Source organism: Paracoccus sp. 228 (assembly GCF_000967825.1).
GTDB lineage: Bacteria > Pseudomonadota > Alphaproteobacteria > Rhodobacterales > Rhodobacteraceae > Paracoccus > Paracoccus marcusii.
In genome coordinates this window covers 724275-747834 of record NZ_JYGY01000001.1, presented here as the reverse complement: position 1 = coordinate 747834, position 23560 = coordinate 724275, and the positions used below count along the sequence as shown (strand labels likewise).

The window sequence follows — 23560 nt, the reverse complement described above, 5'->3', positions numbered from 1 at the left end:
ACCGTCAGACGCGCTGCCTCACCGCGATGGTCATTTGCCCTTGGCAGCAACGGCCGCCGAGACGACATCCTTGGTGCTGGGCGCCGAAGCGTTCGTCTTGGGCTTCTGCTTCTTCGGCTTCTTTTCGTCGCGTTTGCGTTTGTCCATGCCCTTGGCCATGTTCGTCTCTCCAATAGCCGCCGGGGACCGGCGGGTGGAAACGATACGCCATTGCAGGAAAAAGGATAGACACGTCGGCGGCATCACCGCCGTTTCGGGGCGATCAAGGCTCGAAGCCTGGCTCGTACTCGACGAAGGCGCTCATGCACAGATCGGCGCAGGGGTCTTTCGGGGCGGCGCAGGCGGACAGCGCCAGGATGGCGCAGAGGGACAGGCGAAACATGATACTGACTCCGATACTATCGAAGCCTTATATAGGTCATTTGTTCAATTTGCTAACCTGTCTTTCCGGTCAGGACAGGCATTGCCCCTATCTGCCGCGCGGCGCCGCATAAACCGCCGCCCAGTAACGCGTGCGCCCATCCGCGCCAAGAGCCTGCCCGATGCCGAAGTTGCTGACCTGCGGGATCATGATGTTCGAGACATGGCCCGCAGAGGCGTTCCATTCCGCCAGAACCCGATCCAGGCCGAACGGCCCCGCGGCGATGTTTTCTGCCGTGACGGTGGGCGCATAGCCAAGCGCCTTGACCCGCTGCGACGGGCCAGAGCTGCGGCTGCCCGCATGGGTCATGCGGCCGCGTTGCGCCATGTCGCAGGCATGCCGTGCCGCGGCGCGTGCCAGCAGATCGTTCGCCTGCACCGGGGGCAGGCCGGATCGCTGCCGGAGCGCGTTGGTCGCCCGCACCCCGGCCGCCTGCTGGTCCGCCGTCGTGGCAGGGCAGGTGGCAGGACCGGGCGCCGAGGCTTGGACGTCAATCGTCGATGCCGGGCCGGTCGGGGCCGACGCACAGGCAGCCGTCAGCAGCGCCAAGATCAGCACCCCGCAACGACCGTAGGGACCAGATGCCGACATCAGGAGCTCCCGTCATGATTGCATTATGTGCTATTTGACACGCATAAGGCATGCCCTGTCACCTGTTTTGTGCAGACCTTGGCCGAAACCGTCAGCGCGGCGGAACTTGGGCGGCAGACGGCTCCACCACCGGGCGGTCATGGACGCAATCATGGGTCGCGGCGCTATCGGCGATCCGGCGGGCGCGTCGGTTCGCCGCGGCACCATCATGTGCGGACACGTAGCCCATCATGCATGCGGCGCGGTCATCCGGCTGACCGACCTTGAAGACGACCAGGATCTGCATGCACCGCCCGCCATCGCCATTAGCCAGGTGAAAGCACTGGATTGCCGCGACGGGAACGGGTCGACCGCCGACCTGCGCTATGCGCCATTCCACGGTAGGCCACGCATGGTTGAAGGCACCGAATGTCGGCATGCCCGGCGGCCCGTCGGCAATGGCCATAGGTCACTGCCTCGCGGCCGTCCGTCGGGCGCAGCAGATAGGACTATCCGGCGACGTTGGGGCAGGAGATATCCGCCCAACTGCCCTCGTCCGGTGGCGACCGGTCGATCACGCGGCAATTGCGCGCCGGTCCGTTCGTTGTTTACTGCTGGTCAGCCCGCCCAGGCAGGGTGGGCCAAGGCGATCAGGATCGCTGCGGCGCATCACGTCATCGTTCCTCTCTGGCTGTGGTTCCGGCAGGGGAACGCGCGGGGGCGGGCATGGGTCTCGGCCAGGGCGGACGCCTTGACGCAGGGGACAAGGGTCACGACTGTTGACCTGCGCGTCCCAAGAAACCATCTAGGATGACAAGACCGCCCGGTGCCATGGCCGGGGCGGGGCCCCTGACATGGATTGACGATGACGCGGTATCTGTCCTCCTCGACGCTCGCCTTTCTGGCGATCCTGGGCTTTCTGACCTTCTGGATCGGCGGCGGCATGCTGAACCGTGAACCCCCCGCCGAAGCCGCCCCGGTCGAGGTGGCGGTTCCCCATGTCGCGGCCAGCATGTCCGTCGCCGAGGAGATTGTGCCACGGACGGTGCTGTTCGGGAATGTCGTCCCGGACCAGACGTCGATCCTGCGCGCGCGAACAGCGGGCATTGTCGAGGAGGTCGTGCGCCAGGGCCACGTCGCGGAACAGGGCGAGCAATTGGCGCTGCTGTCAGCAGACGACCGCGAAGCCGGCGTGGCGCGCGCCGAGGCGGCCGTGGGGTCGGCCGAGCGCGACTATGACGCCGCGCGGCAGCTGCGGGAACGGGGCGTGACCTCGGAGGCGGAGCTGCAGTCGCGCTTCGCACAGCTGGAATCGGCCCGTGCCGAACTGCGCGCGGCCCAGCTGGAACTGCAGAACACCCGTCTGACCGCCCCGATCAGCGGCACCGTCAGCAACGTCATGGCCGAACTGGGCAGCTTTGTGGATGCCGGCGGAGAGGTCCTTGAGATCGTGCGCAACGATCCCCTGATCGCCCAGATCGAGGTCCGCCAGTCCGAGATCACCTCGGTTGCGCTTGGCCAGTCCGCACAGGTCGTGTTCCAGGGCGGCCGCGAGGCCGAGGGCCGCGTGCGCTTCATCGCGCCGGTCGCCACGGCCGAGACGCGCACCTTCCGCGTCGAGGTCGAGGTTCCAAACCCCGACAATGCCGTGCCCGCGGGCCTCAGCGCGCAGATATCGCTGGCGATGGACGCGGTGCGCGCGCACCGGCTGTCGCCGGCGCTGATCCGGCTGGATGACGCCGGTCGGATCGGCGTGTTCGTTGTGGCCGAAGACGGCCAGACCCTGCGTTTCGCGCCGGTCCAGATCGTGCAGGCCCGCGCCGAGGCGATTTGGGTCACCGGGCTGGAGGACCGCGCGCGGGTCGTCACCATCTCTCAGGGCGCGCTGAGCGACGGGCAGCAGGCCCGTGTCAGCGACACGCCCGAACCGTATCGCGATGTCGTGGGCGACGGGGCGACCGATGCGGCGGCGCTGCTGGGCACGGCCCAGGCATCTGACGCCGTGGCCAGACCATGAACGGGATCATCGCGGCGGGCTTTTCCCGCGCCCGCACGGTGATGATGGTGATGGTGGGCCTGCTGTTGGCGGGCTTCACGGCCTATGTCACCATCCCCAAGGAATCGATGCCCGAGGTCGACATCCCGATCTTCATCGTGAACGTCACCTATAGCGGCGTCAGCGCCGAGGATGCCGCCACCCTGCTGGCCGAACCCATCGAGCGACAGGTGAATGCGCTGGAGGGGCTGCGGCGGATGGAAACCGTGGCCAGCGAGGGTTTCGCCTCGGTCACGCTGGAATTCCGCCCCGGCTTCGATCAGGCGCAGGCGTTGCAGTCGGTCAAGGATGCGGTCGATGACGCGGGCCCGGACATTCCGCCCGAGGCCGACGGTCCCTTCGTGCGCGAGATCGACATGGCGCTGTTCCCCATCCTGACGGTGGCGCTGTCAGGCCCCGTCCCGGAACGCGAGCTGATCCGCCTTGGCCGCGCGTTGAGCGACGAGATCGAGACCGTCAGCGGCGTCCTGCAGGCCGACCTGACCGGAGAGCGCGAGGACCAGCTGGAGATCCTGATCGATCCGCTGGCGCTGGAGACCTATGGCATCTCTCCGGGGCAACTGTCGCAGGCGATCCAGGCCAACAACCAGCTGATCGCGGCGGGGTCCTTCGACACCGGGGCCGGCCGCATCGGGGTGTCGATCCCCGGCACCGTCGTCCGTCTGGACGAGATCATGTCGATCCCGGTGCTGGTCGACGGGGCCACCGTGCTGCGCGTCCAGGACGTGGCCGAGGTGCGTCAGACCTTTAAAGATCCGGTCAGCTTTGCCCGCATCGACGGACAGCCCGCCCTCGCCATCGACGTGCGCAAGACGGTGGGCGCGAACGTGATCGACACCGTCGCCGCGGTCCGCGACGTGGTGGCGCAGACCCGCGCCGACTGGCCCGAACAGGTCGGCGTCGTCTTCATGAACGACCAGTCCAAGGAGATGCGCACCCTTTTGTCGGACCTGCAGAACAACGTGATCGCGGCGGTGGTGCTGGTGATGCTGGTCACGGTGCTGTTTCTGGGTCTGCGCGCATCGCTGCTGGTGGCGGTGGCCATCCCGGGATCGTTCCTGGGCGGCATCCTGATCATCTGGGCCCTTGGCTTCACGCTGAACGTGATCGTGCTGTTCGCGCTGATCCTGGTGGTCGGCATGCTGGTCGACGGCGCCATCGTGGTGGTCGAGATGGGCGAACGCCTGATCGCCAAGGGTCATGGCAAGGCCGAGGCCTATCTGCTGGCGGCGCAGCGGATGGCCTGGCCGATCACCTCGTCCACCGCGACCACGCTGGCGGTGTTCTTTCCGCTGCTGTTCTGGCCGGGGCTGGCCGGGCAGTTCATGTTCTATCTGCCCGCCACGATGATCGCCACGCTGCTGATGTCGCTGCTGATGGCGCTGGTCTTCGTGCCGGTGACGGGCAGCGTCGTGGGCGGGGGGCAGGCGTTGCCGCCCGAACCCGATGCCGACGACACGTCCGGCGCGATGGCGCGCCTGTCGATCTGGACCATCGCGCGGCCCGGCGCCACGTTGGGGCTGTCGATCCTGACGGTGCTGGTGATCCTCTATGCCTATTCGCACATGAACCGCGGGGTCGAGTTCTTTCCCGAGACCGACGCCGAACGCGCGCAGGTCCAGATCACCGCGAACGGCAACCTCTCCGTCCAGGAGAGCGACCGACTGGTGCGCCTGATCGAGGAACAGGTCCTGGGTTTCGAGGGCATCGAGCGCGTCTATTCCCGCACCATCGGCAGCGTCGAGGAGCGTGTCCGCTCCAGCCTGTCCAGCGACGTGATCGGCCAGATCCAGGTCGAGTTCACCGACTGGCGCACCCGCGCCCCCTCGACCGAGGTGATCGACCAGCTGCGCGCCGCCACGGCGGAGGTGCCGGGCCTAGGCATCCAGATCGAGGCCGCGGCATCCGGGCCCGGTGCGTCCCGCCCGGTCCAGATCGAGATATCGGCCTCCAACCGCCCGGCGCTGCAGCAGGCGTCGGCCAAGATCGAACAGCTGATGCAGGCACAGGGCCGCTTCGTTGACATCGCCAACGACACGCCCCGACCCAACCCCGAGATCCGGCTGGTCGTCGACCGAGAGGAATCGGCGCGCTTCGGCATCGACATGAACACCATCGGCACCGCGGTCCAGCTGCTGACGACGGGGGTGAACCTGGGCACCTACCTGCCCGATTTCGCCGATGACGAGGTCGACATCGCCCTGCGCTATCCGTCCGATCAGCGCAATCTGGAGAACCTGTCGTCATTGCGCGTCGCCGGTCCGTCTGGCGCGCAGGTGCCCATCTCCAACATGGTGCAGATGCTCCCGGCGCCGGCACCCTCCGCCATCACCCGCATCGCCGCGAGAGAGACTCAGACCCTGACCGCGGATCTGGCCCCGGGCGCCACGCTGCAGGCCGAGCTGGCGCTCATCCAGGCCAGCATCGACCAGGCCGATCTGCCCGACGACGTCGAGGTCACGTTCGGAGGAGAGATCGAGGACCAGCAGGAGGCGATGACCTTCCTGATGGGGGCGTTCGTCGCGGCGATCTTTCTGATGTTCACCATCCTGCTGATCCAGATGAACAGCTTTTATCAGGCGCTGCTGGTGCTGACGGCGATCGTGTTCTCGATCTCGGGGGTGTTCCTTGGGCTGATGGTCCGGCAGGAAGCGTTCTCGATCGTGATGAGCGGCATCGGCATCATGGCACTGGCGGGCGTCGTAGTGAACAACAACATCGTGCTGATCGACGCCTACAACGAATATCGCGGGGCCGGCGACGACCCGGACCGCGCGGCGCGGCGTGCGGCATCGGAACGGGTGCGTCCGGTGCTGTTGACGGCCGGCACGACGGTCATTGGCCTGGTGCCGATGGTGCTGGGCATGACCATCGATTTCACCGGCCGCGACCTGTTCCTGGGTGCGCCTTCGGGCCAGTTCTGGATCCAGCTGTCGACGGGGATCGCAGGGGGCCTGGTAGTTGCAACGGCGGTCACGCTGATCCTGACGCCGACGCTGTTGGCATGGGACGGACGCAGGCGCGTTCGCAGGCAGGCGCGACGCACGGCGGCGCAGCCCGCGGAATAAGGCGGGCCGCCCGATGGGGCGGCCCGACCGTCGTTCAGTCGAAGGCGCGGTCGGTGATGGTCGACACCCACGCCCCTTCCGGGGCGGCCTGGATCACCGGGTCGGACCCGCCCGACAGCAGGATATCGACGGTGCGCTGGTAATCAGCCTCGGCCAGGGTGCCGTCCGAACCTTCCAGCAGCTTGGCGATCTCGGTCATCATGCGGGTCTGATGCTCCAGGGTCTGGGCGCCGGTCTCGTCGTTGTCCAGGACGATCTGGGCGGCCTCCTCGGGGTTCTCGGCCGCGTATTGCCAGCCGCGCATGCTGGCGCGGACAAAGCCCACCAGGTCGGTCACCTTCTCGCTGTCCTCCAGCGTCTCCTCCAGCACATAGAGGCCATCTTCCAGGGTGGCCACGCCCTGATCCTCGTACTTGAAGGTCACCAGGTCGTTCTCGGCGATGCCGGCGTCGATCACCTGCCAGTACTCGTTGTAGGTCATCGTGCTGATGCAGGCCGCCTGTTTCTGCAGCAGAGGGTCGACGTTGAAGCCCTGCTTCAGCACGGTCACACCCTCGGGGCCGCCCTCGGTCGACAGGCCAAGCGTGTTCATCCAGGACAGGAACGGATATTCGTTGCCCGCGAACCAGACGCCCAGGGTCTTGCCCGCGAAATCGGTCGCCGGATCGCTGATGCCGCTTTCCTTCAGACAGGTCAGCATCATGCCCGACGCCTTGAAGGGCTGGGCAATGTTCACCATCGGCAGGCCCTTTTCCCGCGCCGCCAGCGCCGCCGGCATCCATTCGACGATCACGTCCGCGCCGCCGCCGGCCAGGACCTGGGTCGGGGCGATGTCAGGACCGCCCGGCAGGATGGTCAGGTTGACGCCCTCTTCCTCATAGAAACCCTTTTCCTGCGCGACGTAATAGCCCGCGAACTGGGCCTGCGTGACCCATTTCAGCTGCAGTGTCAGATCGCCCGCCTGCGCCCCTCCGGCCATCAGCGCAAGGGCCGCGGCCCCGGTCATCAGTCGTGTCATTTCCCGTCTCTCCTGTTGGTGGGATCCGCCCCGGATGGGGATGCGGCCCCGGTTAGTTGCGCTGCGACGGGTGCCAGAACGTCACCTTCTTTTCGATCAGCGCAACGATGCCATAGAACAGCGTTCCCGCCAGCGCCGCCACGACAATTTCGGCCCAGACCAGCGGCAGGTCCAGACGCCCCACCGCGGTCGAGATGCGGAAACCCATGCCGCGCGTCGGGCTGCCGAAGAATTCGGCAACGATCGCCCCGATCAGGGCCAGCGTGGTGGTGATCTTCAACCCGTTGAACAGAAAAGGCATCGCGGCGGGCAGACGCAGCTTCCACAGCGCAGCGCCATAGGGGGCGGCCCAGCTGGCCATCAGGTCGCGCTGCATCGCGTCGGTGGCGCGCAGGCCCGCAACCATGTTCACCAGGATCGGGAAGAAGACCATCACCACCACGACCGCGGCCTTGGATTGCCAGTCGAATCCGAACCACATCACCAGGATTGGGGCGATGCCGACGATGGGCAGGGCGGCGACGAAATTGCCGATGGGCAGCAGCCCGCGCTGCAGGAAGGGGCTGCGGTCGATGGCGATGGAGGTGAGGACCGCCGCTGCCGCCCCGATCAACCAGCCGGTCAGCGCCCCCTTGAGGATCGTCTGGATGAAATCGGTCCACAGAATGCCGGTATTGGCAGCGAAACTGGCCGCGATCTGGCTGGGTGCGGGCAGGATCACGGTCGGGATCGCATAGGCGCGGACCGCCATCTCCCACAGCAGGATGATCGTGCCGCCAAAGATGATCGGCACGACGGCGCGCGTCACGGGCGTGTCGAACCCGGCCAGCCACGCGTTGAACAGCCACGCGATCAGCCACACCGCCACCAGCGGCGCAGCCGTCGGCGCCAGCCAATGTGCGGCGACCAGGGCGACGATGCCCCCCGCGACCGCCTGGATGTTCTGCAGGAACCAATAGGTCCGACCAAGGCGCAGCTCTGTCATCGTGCCAACCCCATGCGGCTGAGGGTGCGTCGCTCCAGCCATCCGACGATGGCCACAAGGGCCGCGGCCAGCAGGGCCGCGACGAACAGCGCCGACCAGATCTGGACGGTCTGGCCGTAATAGCTGCCTGACAGCAGGCGCGCGCCCAGGCCCGCGGTCGCCCCGGCGGGCAGTTCGCCGACGATGGTGCCGACCAGCGCCGCGGCGATCGCGACCTTGAGGCTGGCGAACAGGTAGGGCAGCGACGACGGCAGCCGCAGCCGCCAGAAGACCTGGGCGTTGCTGGCGCTCCAGCTGCGCATCTGGTCCAGCTGCATCGCATCGGGGGTGCGCAGGCCTTTGACCATGCCGACCAATACCGGAAAGAACGACAGCCATGCGGCGATGATCGCCTTGGGCAAAAGGCCCGTGACACCCATGCTGGACAGGACCACGATGACCATTGGCGCGATGGCCAGGATCGGCACGGTCTGGCTGGCCACGGCCCAGGGCATGACCGACTGGTCCATGCTACGGCTGTGGACGATGCCGACTGCCAGCAGGATGCCCGCGCCGGTACCGATGGCAAAGCCTGCCAGCGTCGCGGACAGGGTCACCCAGGCATGCCAGACCAAGCTGCGGCGCGAGGTGATGGCCTGACCGGCCAGCCCCTCCCACAGGCCGACGGCCACCTGGTGGGGGGCGGGCAGCACGGGGCGTTCCTGAACCAGGGTTCGCGCGACAAGGTCGGGCAGGGTCAGCGTCACCTCGGCCCGGGCGGCCTGGTCACGCTCCCACTGGGCGTTCATGCGGATCGCGGCCAGGTACCAGACGGCGACGATGGCCAGCAGCACCGTCATCACGGGCACAAGCCGTCCCCTAGTCATGGCTGTGCCCGTCCCGCAGCCCCTCGCGGACCTCATGGGCCAAGGCGATGAATTCGGGGGTGTCGCGGATGTCCAGCGGACGGTCCGGGGGCAGGGTGCTTTCAATCACGCGGGTGATGCGGCCCGGACGCGGCGACATGACGACGATCTTGGTCGACAGATAGACCGCCTCGGGGATCGAATGCGTGACAAAGCCGATGGTCTTGCCGGTCTTGCGCCACAGGGCCAGCAGCGCCTCGTTCAGGCGGTCGCGCACGATCTCGTCCAAGGCGCCGAAGGGTTCGTCCATCAGCAGGATGTCGGCGTCGAAGGCCAGCGCGCGGGCGATGCTGGCGCGCTGCTGCATGCCGCCCGACAGCTGCCACGGAAACTTGCCGCCAAAGCCCGACAGTTCGACCAGGTCCATGACCCGGGCGATGCGTTCCGCGCGATCAGCCATTGAAAACCCCATGATCTCCAGCGGCAGAGAGATGTTCCCCGCGATCGTCCGCCACGGATAAAGCCCCGGTGCCTGGAACACGTACCCATAGGCGCGCGCCCGTCGGGCCGCGTCCGGCTCCATCCCGTTGACGCGCAGGGTGCCGTCGGTGGGCGTCTCCAGCGCGGCGATGCTGCGCAGGAACGTGGTCTTGCCGCATCCCGACGGCCCGATGAAGCTGACGAATTCGCCGGGCGCGATGGACAGGTCCACGTCCTTGAGGGCGTGCACCGGCCCGTCGGCGGTCTGGAAGGTCAGGCTGACGCCGCTTGCCTCGATGACGGTCAAGTCACACCCCGCTTGCGGGAATGCCGCCGCGCTGGACCGGGCGCGGCGCGGTCAGGTCCTTCCAAGCGGACAGCGCGCGGTTCACCTGACCGCGCGGCTCGCGGGCCACGAATTCGCCGTGCCCCTCGCGGCTGTCGACCTTGCCCTCGGTCACGGCAACGACGCCGCGGGTCAGGGTGAACCGCGGCAGGCCCTTGGCGGTCTGTCCCTCGAACACGTTGTAATCGATCGCGGATTGCTGAGCACCGGCAGTGATCGTCTTGGTCGCCTCGGGGTCCCAGACCACCAGGTCCGCGTCGCTGCCGACCAGGACCGCGCCCTTTTTCGGATACATCCCCAGGATCTTGGCGATGTTGGTCGAGGTGACGGCCACGAACTCGTTCGGCGTCAGCCGCCCCGTGCCAACCCCATGCGTCCACAGCATCGGCATCCGATCCTCAAGGCCCCCGGTGCCGTTCGGAATCTTGGTGAAATCGCCTATGCCGGTGCGTTTCTGATCGGTTGTGAAGGCGCAATGGTCGGTCGCCACGACCGACAGGCTGCCCGACTGCAGACCGGCCCACAGGCTGTCCTGGTGCTGCTTGTTGCGGAAGGGCGGCGACATGACCCGGCGTGCGGCATGATCCCAATCCGCGTTGAAATACTCGGATTCGTCCAGCGTCAGGTGCTGGATCAGCGGCTCGCCCCAGACCCGCTTGCCTTGGGCGCGCGCCCGGCGGATCGCCTCATGGCTGTCCTCGCAGCTGACATGGACCACATACAGCGGCACACCCGCCATGTCGGCCACCATGATCGCGCGGTTCGTGGCCTCGCCCTCGACCTGGGGCGGGCGGGAATAGGCGTGGGCCTCGGGGCCGGTGTTCCCCTCGGCAAGCAGACGCGCGGACAGTTCTGCCACGACATCGCCGTTCTCGGCATGGACCATCGCCACGCCGCCCAGATCGCCCACCCGACGAAACGACGCGAACAACTCGTCGTCATTCACCATCAGCGCGCCCTTGTAGGCCATGAAATGCTTGAAGCTGGTGATGCCGCGGTCCACGACCGCCTGCATCTCGTCGAACACCTGCTGGCCCCACCACGTGACCGCCATGTGATAGCTGTAATCGCAATGCGCGCGCCCGGATTTGTTGTCCCACATTTGCAGCGCATCCAGCAGTCCTTGGCCCGGCGACGGCAGCGCGAAATCCACGACCATCGTGGTGCCGCCCGCCAATGCCGCCCGCGTCCCGCTCTCGAAATCGTCGGCCGAATAGGTGCCCATGAAGGGCATCTCCAGATGCGTGTGCGGGTCGATCCCGCCCGGCATGATCAGGCAGCCGCCCGCGTCTAGGACGGTGTCACCGACCAGCCCCTGACCGATCGCGGCAATACGCCCCCCCTCGATCAGCACGTCGGCCTGATAGCTCAGATCCGCCGTGACGATGGTTCCGCCCCTGATGACCGTGCTCATGGCATCCCTCTTCTTCTTTGTCCAAATACCCTGGGGGTCCGGGGGTGAAACCCCCGGCCACGGTCCGCGTCAGCGGACGATCTCGGCTGCGTCCAGCACCGCGTGCAGCAGCACGTCGCATCCCGCACGCGCCCAGTCCGGCGTGATCGCCTCGGCCTCGTTGTGGCTCAGCCCGCCTTCGCAGGGGCACATGATCATCACTGTCGGCGCAACCTTGGCAATCCAGCAGGCGTCATGCCCCGCGCCCGACACGACATCCATGTGGCTATATCCCAGCTTCTCGGCCGCGCCGCGCACCTTCCCGACCAGGTCGGGATCAAAGGTCACCGGGTCGAAATGCCCAACCGGCTCGATCTCGATCCCCAGCCCCAGTTCCGCGGCGATCTCAGCGGCCTCCGCTTCCAACCTCGACCGCATCGACGTCAGCTTCTCCAGATCGGGCGACCGGAAATCGATGCAGAACACCGCCTTTCCCGGAATGACATTGCGGCTATTCGGAAAAAGGTTGGCTTGGCCGACGGCGCCGACCGCATCCGGCTGGTGGTCCATCGCGATGCGATGCACCGCCTCTATGATCCGCGCCATGCCAAGGCCCGCATTCACGCGCATCGCCATGGGCGTGCTGCCCGTATGGGCATCCTTGCCGGTCAGCGTCACCTGCAGCCACCACAGCCCCTGGCCATGGGTGACCACGCCGATCTGCTTGCCCTCTGCCTCAAGGATCGGGCCCTGTTCGATATGCAGTTCGAACATCGCGTGGATCTTGCGGTCGCCCGGCGCTTCGGTTCCGCGCCAGCCGATCCTGTCCAACTCGTCGCCGAAACGCTTGCCATCGGCATCCTGACGGCTGTTGGCGTAATCCTCGGTCAAGACGCCCGCAAAGACGCCCGACGCCAACATGGCGGGCGCGAAACGCGCGCCTTCCTCGTTGGTCCAGTTCGTCACCACGACGGGGCGGCGCGTGCGGATGCCCAGGTCCCGGATCGACCGGATCACCTCCAGCCCGGCAAGGACGCCCAGCACCCCGTCATAGCGCCCGCCGGTCGGCTGCGTGTCCAGGTGGCTGCCGATATAGACGGGGTCCAGATCGGGCTCGGCCCCCTCATGGCGCATGAACATGCTGCCCATCCGGTCGATGCCCATCGTCATGCCGGCTTCTTCGCACCAGCGCTGGAAAAGGCTACGTCCCTCGGCATCGGCATCGGTCAGGGTCTGGCGGTTGCAGCCGCCCGCGATGCCGGGGCCGATCTGGGCCATCTGGTCCAGACTGTCCCACAGCCTGTCGCCATCGACGGTCATGTTCGCAGCCGTCATCACGCCACTTGCGTCGCTCATTCGCAGTCCTTCCTGTCGGGCCGCCCCATTCTGTCGCGGGGTCGGCTGGATGGGTTTGGCCGCTTACGCGGCGGTCTTCAGCACCTCGCCAAGCGTGCCGATCAAATGATCGATCTGCGCCTCGCTGATGATCAGGGGCGGCGACATGGCGATGATGTCGCCCGTCACGCGGATCAGGATGCCGGCCTCGAACGCGCGCACGAAGATGTCGAAGGCGCGCTTGCCCGGCTGACCCTCGATCGGCGCCAGCTCCACGGCGCCGATCAGGCCCATGTTGCGGATGTCGATCACGTTCGGATGGTCCCGCAGCCCGTGGATCGCCTCTTGCCAATACGTTTCCAGCGACGCGGCGCGCGTCAGCAGACCTTCTTCGGCATAGGTGTCCAGGGTTGCAATGGCCGCCGCGCAGCTGATCGGGTTCCCGGAATAGGTATAGCCGTGGAACAGTTCGATGATGTGCTCGGGGCCCTGCATGAACGCGTCATAGATTTCGGCGGTGGCCAGGACCGCGCCCATCGGGATCACGCCGTTGGTCAGGCCCTTGGCGCAGGTGATCATGTCGGGGACAACGTCGAAATGCTGGGCCGCGAAGGGGCTGCCCAGGCGCCCGAAACCGGTGATCACCTCGTCGAAGATCAGCAGTATGCCGTGCTTTTTCGTGATCGCGCGCAGCTTCTCCAGATAGCCCTTGGGCGGCATCAGGACGCCGGTCGACCCGGCCATCGGCTCGACGATGACGGCGGCGATCGTCTCGGCTCCGTGCAGGGCCACGATGCGCTCCAGCTCGTCGGCCAGGTTGGCGCCGTGTTCCGGCTGCCCCTTGGTGAAGACGTTCTCGGGCAGATGGGTGTGGGGCATGTGGTCGACGCCCGCCAGCAATGTGCCGAAATGGCGGCGGTTGTTCACGATGCCCCCGACCGAGATCCCGCCGAAGCCCACGCCGTGATAGCCCCGCTCGCGCCCGATCAACCGCGTGCGGGCCGCGTCGCCCCGCGCCCGGTGATAGGCCAGCGCGATCTTCAGCGCGGTATCGACGGCCTCGCTGCCCGAATTCGTATAGAAGACATGGTCCATCCCATCGGGCGCGATGTCCACGATGCGGTTGGCCAGCTCGAACGCCAGCGGATGGCCCATCTGGAAGGCGGGGGCATAATCCAGCTCTCCGACTTGGTTCTGGACGGCCTCGGTGATCCTGGGGCGGCAGTGGCCGGCGTTGCAGCACCACAGGCCTGCCGTCCCGTCCAGGATCTGGCGACCGTCTGCGGCCGTGTAATGCATGTCCTTGGACGCAACCAACATCCGCGGCGCCGACTTGAACTGACGGTTCGCGGTATAGGGCATCCAGAAAGCGCGCAGGTCATTCGGGGCGGGCTTGCGGTCAAGCGGCATGGGCATCGTCCTCACGGATTATTGACCAAACGGTCAGGATCAGGCTAGCACGGGGCAGGGGGCAGTCAAGCGTCCTGACAAGCCGGATGACAATTCCGACCGATCTGCCCAAAATCGGATCATGCCAGAGCCGGAGCTTCGATGACAGAGACCAGCATGCCCCAGATGACCCGGATTCAGCAGAAAAACAGGGAGCTGATCCTGAACGGGGCGTTGGAGGCGTTTTCGGCCAACGGATTGCGCGGCGCGACCATCGACCAGATCGCGCGGGCAGCGGGCCTGTCCAAGCCGAACGTCTTGTATTACTTCGGCTCCAAGGACGAAATCCACAAGGCGCTGCTGACGACCCTGCTGGAGATGTGGCTGGCGCCGATGCGCCAGATCGACCCCGACGGAGAGCCGCTGGCCGAGGTGCTGCGCTATGTGCAGGCCAAGCTGTCGATGTCGCAGGACTATCCCCGCGAAAGCCGCCTGTTCGCCCACGAGATCCTGCAGGGCGCGCCGCATCTGACCGAAATCCTGGGCGGCGATCTGCGACAGATCGTCGATCGGACGGTCGCGGTTCTGGAAGGCTGGATGGACCAAGGGCTGCTCGCGCGGGTCGAGCCGCGCCACCTGATCTTCTCGATCTGGTCGATGACCCAGCACTATGCCGATTTCGAGACGCAGGTCCGCGCCGTCCTGGGAGACGGCCGCGACCCCGTGGCCGAGGGCGCGGCATTCCTGGACGATCTGTACCGAAAGCTGCTGACGCCCTAGCTGGGCTTGTCCAGCATTTCGGCCGCCGTCAGGATCAGCGACAGGTTCTCATGCGCTGCGGCGATGAAATCCTCGCGCGCGCCCGACACCCAATCCTTGGTCGCGGCGTTCGTCGCGGCGATGATCGCGGCGGCCAAAATCTCGATCACGCGTTCGTCCGACCCGGGCATCCGCCGATGCAGCAGCGTACGCATCTGCGCGCGGCGCGCCAGCATGGCGCTGTTGCGCAGCGCCTCCAGCTTGGGGTCCTTGTCGGACAGGGCCAGCATCGCGCCGATCAGTTCGCGTTCGTTCAGATATCGGGCCAGATGCGCCTCTATCAGCAGGCCCAGATCCTCGATCAGGCGACCCTTGCCCGCGATGAAGATCTCGGACGCTTCGGGCGGATAGTCGGGCGGCGGACCCATCAGGGCCGCCTCCTTGTAGGGGTAGTAGTTGAAGAAGGTCCGCGTGCTGATGCCCGCATGTCGGGCGATCGCCTCGGTCGTGACATTGGGAAGACCGTCGCGGACGGCCAGTTCGATGGCTGCGGCCTGGATTTTCTTGGCGGTTTTGAAACGGCGCGTCTCGAGGGGGCTCATGCAGGTCCGATCTTGTCTTGTTGTTCCGGCCAGCGTCGCAAGCCAGCGTTGCGGCGGCAAGCCCGAAAAATGCGGAAAACGCCGTCTGCGGGTGGCAGAGGGCGTTTGCGCCTTGCGAAAAGGTCGTCTGAAATCAGCTGCCCCAGGTGCGGACGGGACCGCAATCCATGTGCACGAAGTTCGACCGGCTGTAGCGTCCCACGCCACCGGCGCGGCAGGCCACCGCAGCCTGGTACATCTGCCCGACCGAGCGCGACTTCAGCCGCAGGTCGGCCGCCTTGCCCGTCAGGTGCAGCGAGTTCTGCGCCACGCCGCTGGACTGGCGCCGCAGCATCGCGTTGGTGCGGGGCGAGCGGTATCCCGACAGCATCATGTAGGGTTCGTTGGTCTGCAGCAGGCGCGAGGACGCGGCCGCCACGTCGATCATCCGCGGGTCGATGCCGATCACCTCGCCCGTGCGCCAGTCGCGCATGAAGACGTTGATCTCGTTCAGGGCCTCGCGGATGTATTTTCCGTCGACCCAATAGACCGTGTCGATGCTCTCGCCGGTCCGGCCGTTGTACATCTTGACCCGCCGCATGTCGCCCGCATTGCCGCGCAAAAATCCGAAGGCATTCGCCATCACCGGGGTCGCCGCAACACTGGTTGCCGCGAACACACCCAAGATGCCGCGACGGGAGATAATGTCCATTGTCATGTCAGATCGCCTGTCCTGCTTCGTTTTTTTAAGCCGGCGACACGTCGCGGCCTGTCGTGGTTTATCCCCGACCTGATTAACAATATGTCAAAAGCGCGTGCGCGACGAAACGGATTCTGCCGGGATGGCCGATCCTAACCCGAATTTCGGCAAGATTTCGCCTAAAACGGGTAATGTTGCACATCGGCGGCGGCGCTGTGGCGTTTTGGCAACCACTGCTTTTCCACTGCACAAACAGATGCGTGGGGTGTGGCGCGCGCACGGCGGCCGTGGGACAATACGGACAGAATTTCGGAGGTTCAGATGGCGGTTCGAATGGTCCGGGGCGTGCTGGCGCTGACACTGGCGGGGGTCGTCGGCTGGCTTCCCGTTGTGTCCGGCGCACGCGAACCTCTCACTGCCGTGAGCGTGGCCGCGGCGCCACGGCTGGATTTCACGCCGCAACAGATGGCCTTGGCGCTGGCAGTGTCGGACGACGCCGATCTTGCCTCGTTCTATGGCAGCAACGGGTTGCGCCCGATCTTCCTTGGCCCCGAGGGAGAGGCCCGGCGACTCGCCTTGCGAGACGCGATCGGGAACGCCCCGCGCCATGGCATCCCCGTTGCCCGATACCAGCCCGACCGCCTGACGGCGACCGAAGGACTTGCGGCCGAGATCGCCCATGCCCATGCCCTGTCACGCCTGCTGCGCGATCTGACCGGCGGCGTGCTGAACCCGACGCGCGTCGACCCCGAGATCAAGCGACAGCCCGTGCGGACCGCGGTGGTCCCGCTGCTGGCGCGGTTCGAGGCGGCGGCGGATCCTGCGGCGGTCCTTGCCGGGGCCGGACCGGACCATCCGGCCTATCTTGCGCTGCAACAGGCGCTGTCCGGGCCGGCCGATCTGGTGGTGCCGCAGAGCCTACCAAGGATTGCGACCGGTGTCTGGCGGCCAGGCCAAAGGGCCACGGCGATCGCCGACCTGCGCACGCGCCTGGTGGCCATCGGGTTTGCCGCCGATGCGCCGGATGCCACGCTGTATGACGATGCCCTTGCGCGGGCGGTCTCCGATTATCAGCGTGCGGCCGGCCTGCCGGATGACGGCGTCGCGGGCCCGCGGACCATCGCGGCGCTGAACGGCGATGGCGGCACCGGACAGGACGCGCGGCAGCGTGCGATCCTGGTGGCGATGGAGCGGATGCGCTGGATGGCGTCCGAGGATCTGGACAGCCGCCATGTCTGGGTGAACATCCCGGAATTCAGCACGACCATCGTGGAAGACGGGGCCGAGGTGTTCCGCACTCGCAGCGTCATGGGCAAGGACACGCCCGAGATGCGCACGCCCGAATTTTCCGAGATGATGGCCAATGTCGTGGTCAATCCCAGCTGGAACGTGCCGCGGTCCATCGCCGTTCGCGACTATCTGCCCCGCCTGCAGGCGAACCGCCATGCGCTGTCGCATCTGGACGTGGTGGATGGCGCGGGGCGGGTGCTGGCGCGGGACGGCATCGACTTTGGCCGCTATAGCGCCGCCAGCTTTCCGTTCAGGCTGCGCCAGAAGCCAAGCGACGACAATGCCCTTGGCGTGGTCAAGTTCATCTTTCCCAATCCCTGGAACATCTATCTGCACGACACGCCCTCCAAGCACCTGTTTGCGAACCGGGTGCGGGCGGAATCGAATGGCTGCATCCGCATCGGCGACCCGGTCGATCTGGCCCGTGCGCTGCTGTCGCGCCAGACCGATGATCCGGCTGCCATGTTTCAGCGCGCCCGCGACCGGGAACGCGAGACCTGGCTGAAGCTGACGCCGCCGGTTCCCGTGCATCTGGTCTATTTCACCGCCTGGCCCGGCCCGGATGGGCGCATCCGGCTGTTCGACGACATCTATGGTCGCGACGCCCGCATCTGGGAGGCGCTGCAGGCCCAGGGCTTTGGCGCGGCAGCGCCCGCCATGGTCGCGGACCTGAACCCGGGGTTGTGACCCGCCCCGGAACGCGGGCACTGGAAGCAGCCTTGCAAACAGGCTAAGTCCTTGCGCGAAAGGGGGGGCCATGGTCCTGACGATGGGTGAGCTGGCGCGGGCTCTGGACGCGCAATGCTGGGGCGACCAGTCGATCCGCGTGACGGGTGCGGCGGAACCCGCGGCGGTCGGTCCGGTCGACGCGGATGGCGGCACGCTGGCCATGGCCATGGCGCCCAAATACGCCGAGGCGTTGAAGCCCGGCAGCATCGCCATCCTTGCCGAAGGGATGGACCCCGAGGCTTATGGCCTGAAGGCCGCCATCTTTGCCCCCCGCCCGCGGCTGGTCATGGCCGGTCTGACGCGGGCCTTCGACCGCGGCCCGGACATTGCGCCGGGCATTCATCCGACCGCGGTCATCGACCCCACGGCCACGATCGGCGACGGCGCGGCCATTGCGCCGTTTGTCGTCATCGGCGCGCATGTGCGGATCGGGCAGGGCGCCCGCATCGGGGCGCATGTCAGCATCGGTCGCGGCGCCCGCATCGGCGATCAGGCACTGATCCATCCGGGCGTGCGGATCGGCCATGACGTGACCGCGGGCGACCGTCTGATCGTGCAGCCGGGCGCGTCCATCGGCGGAGACGGGTTTTCCTTCGTCACCCCCGAGGAGTCGGGGATCGAGGAGATCCGCCGCACCCTGGGTGCCCGTGCCGCGGTCAACCAGCAGCACTGGACGCGCATCCATTCGCTTGGCGCGGTCGAGCTGGGTCATGACGTCGAGATCGGCGCGAACGCCACCATCGACCGCGGCACGATCCGGTCGACCCGCGTGGGCGACGGCACCAAGATCGACAACCTGGTGATGCTGGGCCACAACGTCGTCGTGGGCCGTGACTGCCTGCTGTGCAGCCAGGTGGGCGTAGCCGGATCGTCGGTGATCGGCGACAGGGTCGTGCTGGCCGGGCAGGTGGGCGTCAACGACAACATCCAGATCGGGGACGACGTCATCGCGGGCGGTGCCGCCAAGATCTTCACCCGCGTGCCGGCAGGCCGGGTGATCCTGGGCAACCCCGCGGTCAAGATGGAGACCCAGCTGGAGATCCAGAAGGCCATGCGGCGGCTGCCGCGTTTCGCACAACAGCTGTCCAAGCTTCAGGAAACCGTTACACGCCTGTTGGAAAAGGGCTGAACAGGAGGCGACATGACAGACGACATCACGCAGCGCATTCGGGCCATCATCGCGGAACAGGCGATGCTGGAACCCGACCAGATCACCGATGACGCGACCCCCGCCGAACTGGGCATCGACAGTCTGGGCCTGGTCGAATCGATCTTTGCCATCGAGGAAGAGTTCGAAATCTCGATCCCGTTCAATGCGAACGAGCCCGAGAAGTCCGACTTCGACATCTCGAACATGGGCACGATCATCGCCGCGGTGCATCGGCTGGTCGCGGAAAAGGCGGAATGACCGCCCCCGTGGACGAGGCGCTGATCGACGCAGGCCGCGCGGCACCCGCGATCCGGCCTGCGGCCGAGACGACCGGCCGCGGCGGGCTGCGCCGCGTGGTGATCACCGGCGCCGGCACGATCAACGCGCTTGGCCACGATGTCGCCACCACCCTAGAGGCGTTCCGCGAGGGTCGCTGCGGGATCACGCAGCTGGATTTTCGCGATGTCGATCGCCTGTCGATCCAGATCGGTGGACAGGTCCACGACTGGACGCCCGAGACCTATTTCAACCGCCAGCAGATCCTGCTCTATGACAAGTTCACCCAGTTCACCCTGCTGGCTGCCAAGCAGGCGGTCGAGCAGTCGGGCCTGCACTTTCAGGGCGCGCTTGGCCTGCGGTCGGGGGTCATCCTGGGCACGGCCGGCGGTGGGCTGAATACCTGGGACGAGAACTATCGCGCCGTCTATGAGGAGGGGAAGAACCGCGTCCATCCCTTCGTGGTCCCCAAGCTGATGAACAATGCCGCGGCCAGCCATGTCAGCATGGAGTTCGGCCTGCGCGGCCCCGCCTTCACCGTCGCCACCGCCTGCGCCAGCAGCAATCATGCGATGGGCCTGGCGTTCCAGATGGTGCGGTCGGGCGCGGCCGACGTCATGCTGTCGGGCGGGTCCGATGCGATGCTGTGCTTTGGCGGCGTCAAGGCATGGGAGGGGCTGCGCGTGATGTCCAAGGACGCCTGCCGCCCCTTCAGCGCCAATCGCAACGGCATGGTCCAGGGCGAAGGCGCAGGCGTCTTCGTCTTCGAGGATTTCGAACACGCCCGGGCGCGTGGCGCCGAGATCCTGGCCGAGGTCGTGGGCTTTGCCATGTCGTCGGATGCGCAGGACATCGTCATGCCATCGGCCCAGGGCGCCGAGCGAGCGATCACCGGGGCGATGGTCGATGCCGGCCTGAACCGCGAGGATATCGGCTATATCAATGCCCACGGAACGGGTACTGCCGCAAATGACAAAACGGAATGTGCGGCGGTCGCCCATGCCTTTGGCCATCACGCGGACCGGTTGATGATGTCGTCGACCAAGTCGATGCACGGCCATCTGATCGGCGGCACCGGCGCGGTCGAACTGCTGGCCTGCATCATGGCGCTGCGCGACGGGGTGATCGCGCCCACGATCGGCTATCAGGAGGCCGACCCCGAATGCGCGCTGGACGTCGTTCCCAACGAGGCCCGTGAGGCGCGGGTCGATGCCGTCCTGTCCAATGCCTTCGCCTTTGGCGGACTGAACGCGGTCATCGCCCTGCGCCGCGTCTGATCGTCATGCGGGACGCATGAAAAAGGCCGCGCCCAGGGGACGCGGCCTTTTCCGTTCATGCGATGGCAGGGGCGATCACTCGGCCGGTGCGTCCTCGGCGGGGGTATCCTCTGCCGGTTCGGCATCGGCGGCCGGGGCGGGCGCGGGTGCGGCGGCATAGGCGGCCAGTTCATCGAACGCGGCGGTGAAGCCGGTCAGCGACATGCTCAGCTGGACCGGCGAATCCGGGTCCCCACCGAAGGGCAGCAACTGCACGGCTGCGGTGCTGCCGGCCTTCATGCTTGCCAGTTCCTGATTGGTGAAGCCAAGGCGCGCGACGCAGCCGACCGGCGCGCAGAAGCTGAACGGATAGCCGCGCATTTCGCCCGATCCGATCTGGAAGCCCAGGCCGTCAATCAGGTCCGTCTCCAGCGGCGCGACAAGGGTGGCGCCGGCGGCGACGTCGCCGTTCGACAGGGGAACCATGGTCAGTTCGGCAACCGGGTTGTCGTCGGCATCGGTCAGCAGCTTGTACATCTCGCACGGATCCTTGCCCTGATCGGCGCGGATGCAGCGGATGGTCCAATCGCCATGCTCGGACTTGGCGTAATAGCTGCCAGGTCCGTTCGGATCGCGCGCGGGCTGACCCGCGGGCGCGTTCTCGGCCGCAGGGGCATCGGCGGGCGCGGCTGGCGTCTGTGCATCGGCAGGTGCGGTGGCCGGCGCGTCTGCGGCGGGGGCACCTGCGGCCGGTGCGGCGGTTGCAGGCGCATCGGCGGCGGGGGCTTCCGCCGCGGGGGTTTCGGGCGTGGCCGGCGCCGGGGTGTCCTGGGCGAATGCAGGCCCGGTGATCAGGGCGAGGGCGGCCAACAGCGCGTGCGAATGTTTGATGAACATCAATCTATCTTTCTTTTGCTCAACGCATTGCGGCTGATCTAGCACGGCACCGGGGCCTTGTCAGTCCCCTGCCAAGACACGCGTTGTCACCAACCCTTGAGGTCGGGACATTGCACAGGATTGCGCATTGAAGAAGTTACGTGGGAACCGAACCGGCCGGGCACGCGTCATGAATTAATGCGAAAGGCCGTGGCTTCCACCACGGCCCCCGACGCGTTGCGTTATTCTCCCTGCCGGACTGGCCGGTCATCATTGAGACGCACGCTAATCGCGTTGGCGTGATCCGTCAACGGTCTATGGATTTTCCCCCGATCACATAAAAAAAGCCGCGCCCGAGGGCGCGGCAGTCCAACAGGGAGGAAGGTCCGGGTCACGGCTGCGATCCGGACAACTTCACCTTGCCATGAAAGCGTTAAAATTGTCTTTTCAAGGCGTGCGTTGCGCAATTTGTTGGTGGGGGATGCGATGGCCACGGTTCTGGACCTGGATGCGGGAACGATCTTCGTGGGCGGCGCCGGCGCCGGATACGCGACCCCCGAGACGATGCTGCTGAAGCTGGCAAACCGGCACGGGCTGGTCGCGGGTGCGACGGGGACGGGCAAGACCGTCACGCTGCAGACCCTGGCCGAAAGCCTGTCGGCGGCGGGCGTTCCGGTGTTCCTAGCGGATGTGAAGGGGGATCTGGCGGGGCTGGCCAAGGCGGGATCGGATCAAGGCAAGCTGCACGAGCCTTTCCTTGCGAGGGCCGGTCAGATCGGGATTGATCTGACCTATGCATCCTATCCGGTGACGTTCTGGGATGTCTGGGGCCAACAGGGTCATCCCGTCCGCACCACTCCAGCCGAGATGGGACCGCTGCTGCTGTCGCGCCTGCTGGACCTGACGGAGGCGCAGGAGGGCGTCATGGCGATCGCCTTCCGCGTCGCCGACGAGGAGGGGCTGCCGCTTCTGGACCTCAAAGACCTGCAGTCGATGCTTGTCTGGGTCGGACAGAACGCCGCCGACCTGTCGACGCGCTATGGCAATGTCAGCACCGCCAGCGTTGGCGCGATCCAGCGCGCGCTGCTGGTGCTGGAGACCGAAGGCGGAGCGAACCTGTTTGGCGAGCCGGCGCTGGCACTGACCGACATCATCCGTCAGGACGCGGACGGGCGCGGTGTCATCAGCATCCTGTCGGCAGAGCGCCTGATGAACGCACCTCGCCTGTACGCGACATTCCTGCTGTGGCTGTTGTCGGAGCTCTTCGAGCAGCTGCCCGAAGTGGGCGATCCGGACAAGCCCCGCGTCGCGTTCTTCTTTGACGAGGCGCATCTGCTGTTCGACGACGCGCCGAAGGCCCTGATCGAAAAGGTCGAGCGGGTGGCACGATTGATCCGGTCGAAAGGCGTCAGCATCTGGTTCGTCACCCAGAACCCCGCCGACATTCCCGAATCGGTGCTTGGCCAATTGGGCAACCGGGTTCAGCACGCGCTGCGGGCGTTCACTGCCAAGGATCAGAAAGCCTTGCGCGATGCGGCGCAGAACTATCGGACCAACCCCGATTTCGACATCGCCGAGACGATTCAGCAGGTGGGGACGGGCGAGGCCGTGACCTCGTTCCTGCAGCAGAAGGGTGTGCCGGGCATCGCGCAGCGGACGCTGATCCGACCGCCGTTCAGTCAGGTCGGCCCGATCACGGACCAGGAGCGCGCAGCGATCCGGGCCACGTCCCCGATGGGGCCGAAATACGACACTGCCCTGGATCGTGATTCCGCGCATGAGATGCTGGCACGAAAGACCCAGGCCGCAGCCCAGGCGGCCAGTGCGAAGAAGGATGACGACGGGTTGTTCGACATGCCCGCCGGTGCGGGACGGGGGCGACCATATCAGGCGCCGGCACGCGAGAAGGCTGCCCCACGCGGGCGGTCCGACAGCATCGTGCAGACCTTTGGCAAGAGCCTTGCCCGGCAGTTGGGGACCCGGACCGGGCAGGCGCTGGTCCGGGGCGTTCTGGGTTCCCTGATCAAGAAGCGCTGA

The 23560-nt window shown here is 66.5% G+C and carries 21 protein-coding genes; 8 read left to right on the top strand and 13 right to left on the bottom strand.

Annotated features, from left to right (window positions below; all coding sequences use genetic code 11):
- Window positions 1–30 precede the first annotated feature (30 nt).
- The 3 genes from SY26_RS22010 to SY26_RS03595 form a co-directional block, all read right to left on the bottom strand.
- Window positions 31–159, bottom strand: a complete 129-nt coding sequence (locus SY26_RS22010) for a hypothetical protein (RefSeq protein ID WP_255352761.1) — start codon at window positions 157–159, stop codon at window positions 31–33.
- 310 nt (window positions 160–469) lie between these two features.
- Window positions 470–1012, bottom strand: a complete 543-nt coding sequence (locus SY26_RS03600; protein WP_084693664.1) for a CAP domain-containing protein — start codon at window positions 1010–1012, stop codon at window positions 470–472.
- 91 nt (window positions 1013–1103) lie between these two features.
- Window positions 1104–1457, bottom strand: a complete 354-nt coding sequence (locus SY26_RS03595; RefSeq protein WP_052715107.1) for a hypothetical protein — start codon at window positions 1455–1457, stop codon at window positions 1104–1106.
- Between the two features lie 399 nt (window positions 1458–1856).
- On the opposite strand from SY26_RS03595, the gene SY26_RS03590 reads away from it, so the two are divergent.
- Both SY26_RS03590 and SY26_RS03585 read left to right on the top strand, forming a co-directional pair.
- Complete coding sequence (locus tag SY26_RS03590) at window positions 1857–3008, top strand: efflux RND transporter periplasmic adaptor subunit (protein WP_052715106.1); 1152 nt, start codon at window positions 1857–1859, stop codon at window positions 3006–3008.
- Window positions 3005–6115, top strand: a complete 3111-nt coding sequence (locus SY26_RS03585; protein WP_045999278.1) for an efflux RND transporter permease subunit — start codon at window positions 3005–3007, stop codon at window positions 6113–6115. Before SY26_RS03590 ends, SY26_RS03585 begins: the two co-directional genes overlap by 4 nt.
- A 34-nt stretch (window positions 6116–6149) precedes the next feature.
- Here SY26_RS03585 and SY26_RS03580 read toward each other — a convergent pair whose 3' ends face one another.
- The 7 genes from SY26_RS03580 to SY26_RS03550 form a co-directional block, all read right to left on the bottom strand.
- Entirely contained in the window at window positions 6150–7133 is a 984-nt protein-coding gene (locus SY26_RS03580) for an ABC transporter substrate-binding protein (RefSeq protein WP_045999277.1), read from the bottom strand.
- Between the two features lie 52 nt (window positions 7134–7185).
- A complete protein-coding gene (locus SY26_RS03575; protein WP_084693663.1) occupies window positions 7186–8118 on the bottom strand; it encodes an ABC transporter permease in 933 nt (310 codons plus the stop codon).
- The gene (locus SY26_RS03570; RefSeq protein WP_232303270.1) at window positions 8115–8957 is read right to left on the bottom strand and encodes an ABC transporter permease; all 843 of its coding nucleotides are present in this window, start codon (window positions 8955–8957) and stop codon (window positions 8115–8117) included. Before SY26_RS03570 ends, SY26_RS03575 begins: the two co-directional genes overlap by 4 nt.
- A gap of 19 nt (window positions 8958–8976) precedes the next feature.
- Window positions 8977–9750 (bottom strand): ABC transporter ATP-binding protein, encoded by a 774-nt coding sequence (locus SY26_RS03565; RefSeq protein WP_045999275.1) that lies wholly within the window; start codon window positions 9748–9750, stop codon window positions 8977–8979.
- Between the two features lies 1 nt (window position 9751).
- On the bottom strand, window positions 9752–11203 hold the full coding sequence (hydA, locus tag SY26_RS03560; protein ID WP_045999274.1) for a dihydropyrimidinase: 1452 nt from the start codon (window positions 11201–11203) through the stop codon (window positions 9752–9754).
- 69 nt (window positions 11204–11272) lie between these two features.
- Window positions 11273–12538 carry a Zn-dependent hydrolase gene (locus SY26_RS03555; RefSeq protein ID WP_369799390.1) on the bottom strand — a complete coding sequence of 422 codons (1266 nt, stop codon included), beginning with the start codon at window positions 12536–12538 and terminating at the stop codon, window positions 11273–11275.
- Window positions 12539–12601: 63 nt separating this feature from the next.
- Window positions 12602–13927, bottom strand: a complete 1326-nt coding sequence (locus tag SY26_RS03550) for an aspartate aminotransferase family protein (protein WP_045999273.1) — start codon at window positions 13925–13927, stop codon at window positions 12602–12604.
- 141 nt (window positions 13928–14068) lie between these two features.
- Here SY26_RS03550 and SY26_RS03545 point away from each other — a divergent pair, with 141 nt between their 5' ends.
- Window positions 14069–14686, top strand: coding sequence for a TetR family transcriptional regulator C-terminal domain-containing protein (locus tag SY26_RS03545; RefSeq protein WP_232303252.1), 618 nt, complete (start codon window positions 14069–14071; stop codon window positions 14684–14686).
- Here SY26_RS03545 and SY26_RS19780 read toward each other — a convergent pair.
- Together SY26_RS19780 and SY26_RS03535 are read right to left on the bottom strand one after the other, a co-directional pair.
- On the bottom strand, window positions 14683–15267 hold the full coding sequence (locus SY26_RS19780) for a TetR/AcrR family transcriptional regulator (protein ID WP_052714525.1): 585 nt from the start codon (window positions 15265–15267) through the stop codon (window positions 14683–14685). The two genes, SY26_RS03545 and SY26_RS19780, sit on opposite strands and share 4 nt — an antisense overlap.
- 133 nt (window positions 15268–15400) lie before the next feature.
- A complete protein-coding gene (locus SY26_RS03535) occupies window positions 15401–15964 on the bottom strand; it encodes a DUF882 domain-containing protein (RefSeq protein WP_045980855.1) in 564 nt (187 codons plus the stop codon).
- Between the two features lie 303 nt (window positions 15965–16267).
- Between SY26_RS03535 and SY26_RS03530 the strand changes: the two genes are divergently transcribed.
- From SY26_RS03530 to SY26_RS03515, 4 genes are all read left to right on the top strand, one after another.
- Window positions 16268–17923 (top strand): murein L,D-transpeptidase, encoded by a 1656-nt coding sequence (locus tag SY26_RS03530; RefSeq protein ID WP_232303251.1) that lies wholly within the window; start codon window positions 16268–16270, stop codon window positions 17921–17923.
- Between the two features lie 70 nt (window positions 17924–17993).
- Window positions 17994–19094 (top strand): UDP-3-O-(3-hydroxymyristoyl)glucosamine N-acyltransferase, encoded by a 1101-nt coding sequence (locus tag SY26_RS03525; RefSeq protein ID WP_045999272.1) that lies wholly within the window; start codon window positions 17994–17996, stop codon window positions 19092–19094.
- Between the two features lie 12 nt (window positions 19095–19106).
- Window positions 19107–19373, top strand: a complete 267-nt coding sequence (locus tag SY26_RS03520) for an acyl carrier protein (protein WP_045999271.1) — start codon at window positions 19107–19109, stop codon at window positions 19371–19373.
- A gap of 86 nt (window positions 19374–19459) precedes the next feature.
- Window positions 19460–20668: a beta-ketoacyl synthase gene (locus tag SY26_RS03515; protein ID WP_045980892.1), complete on the top strand. Its 1209-nt coding sequence runs from the start codon at window positions 19460–19462 to the stop codon at window positions 20666–20668.
- Between the two features lie 75 nt (window positions 20669–20743).
- On the opposite strand, the gene SY26_RS03510 is transcribed toward SY26_RS03515, so the two are convergent.
- Complete coding sequence (locus tag SY26_RS03510; RefSeq protein ID WP_045999270.1) at window positions 20744–21544, bottom strand: invasion associated locus B family protein; 801 nt, start codon at window positions 21542–21544, stop codon at window positions 20744–20746.
- Between the two features lie 465 nt (window positions 21545–22009).
- On the opposite strand from SY26_RS03510, the gene SY26_RS03505 reads away from it, so the two are divergent.
- Window positions 22010–23560, top strand: a complete 1551-nt coding sequence (locus tag SY26_RS03505; protein ID WP_045999269.1) for a helicase HerA-like domain-containing protein — start codon at window positions 22010–22012, stop codon at window positions 23558–23560.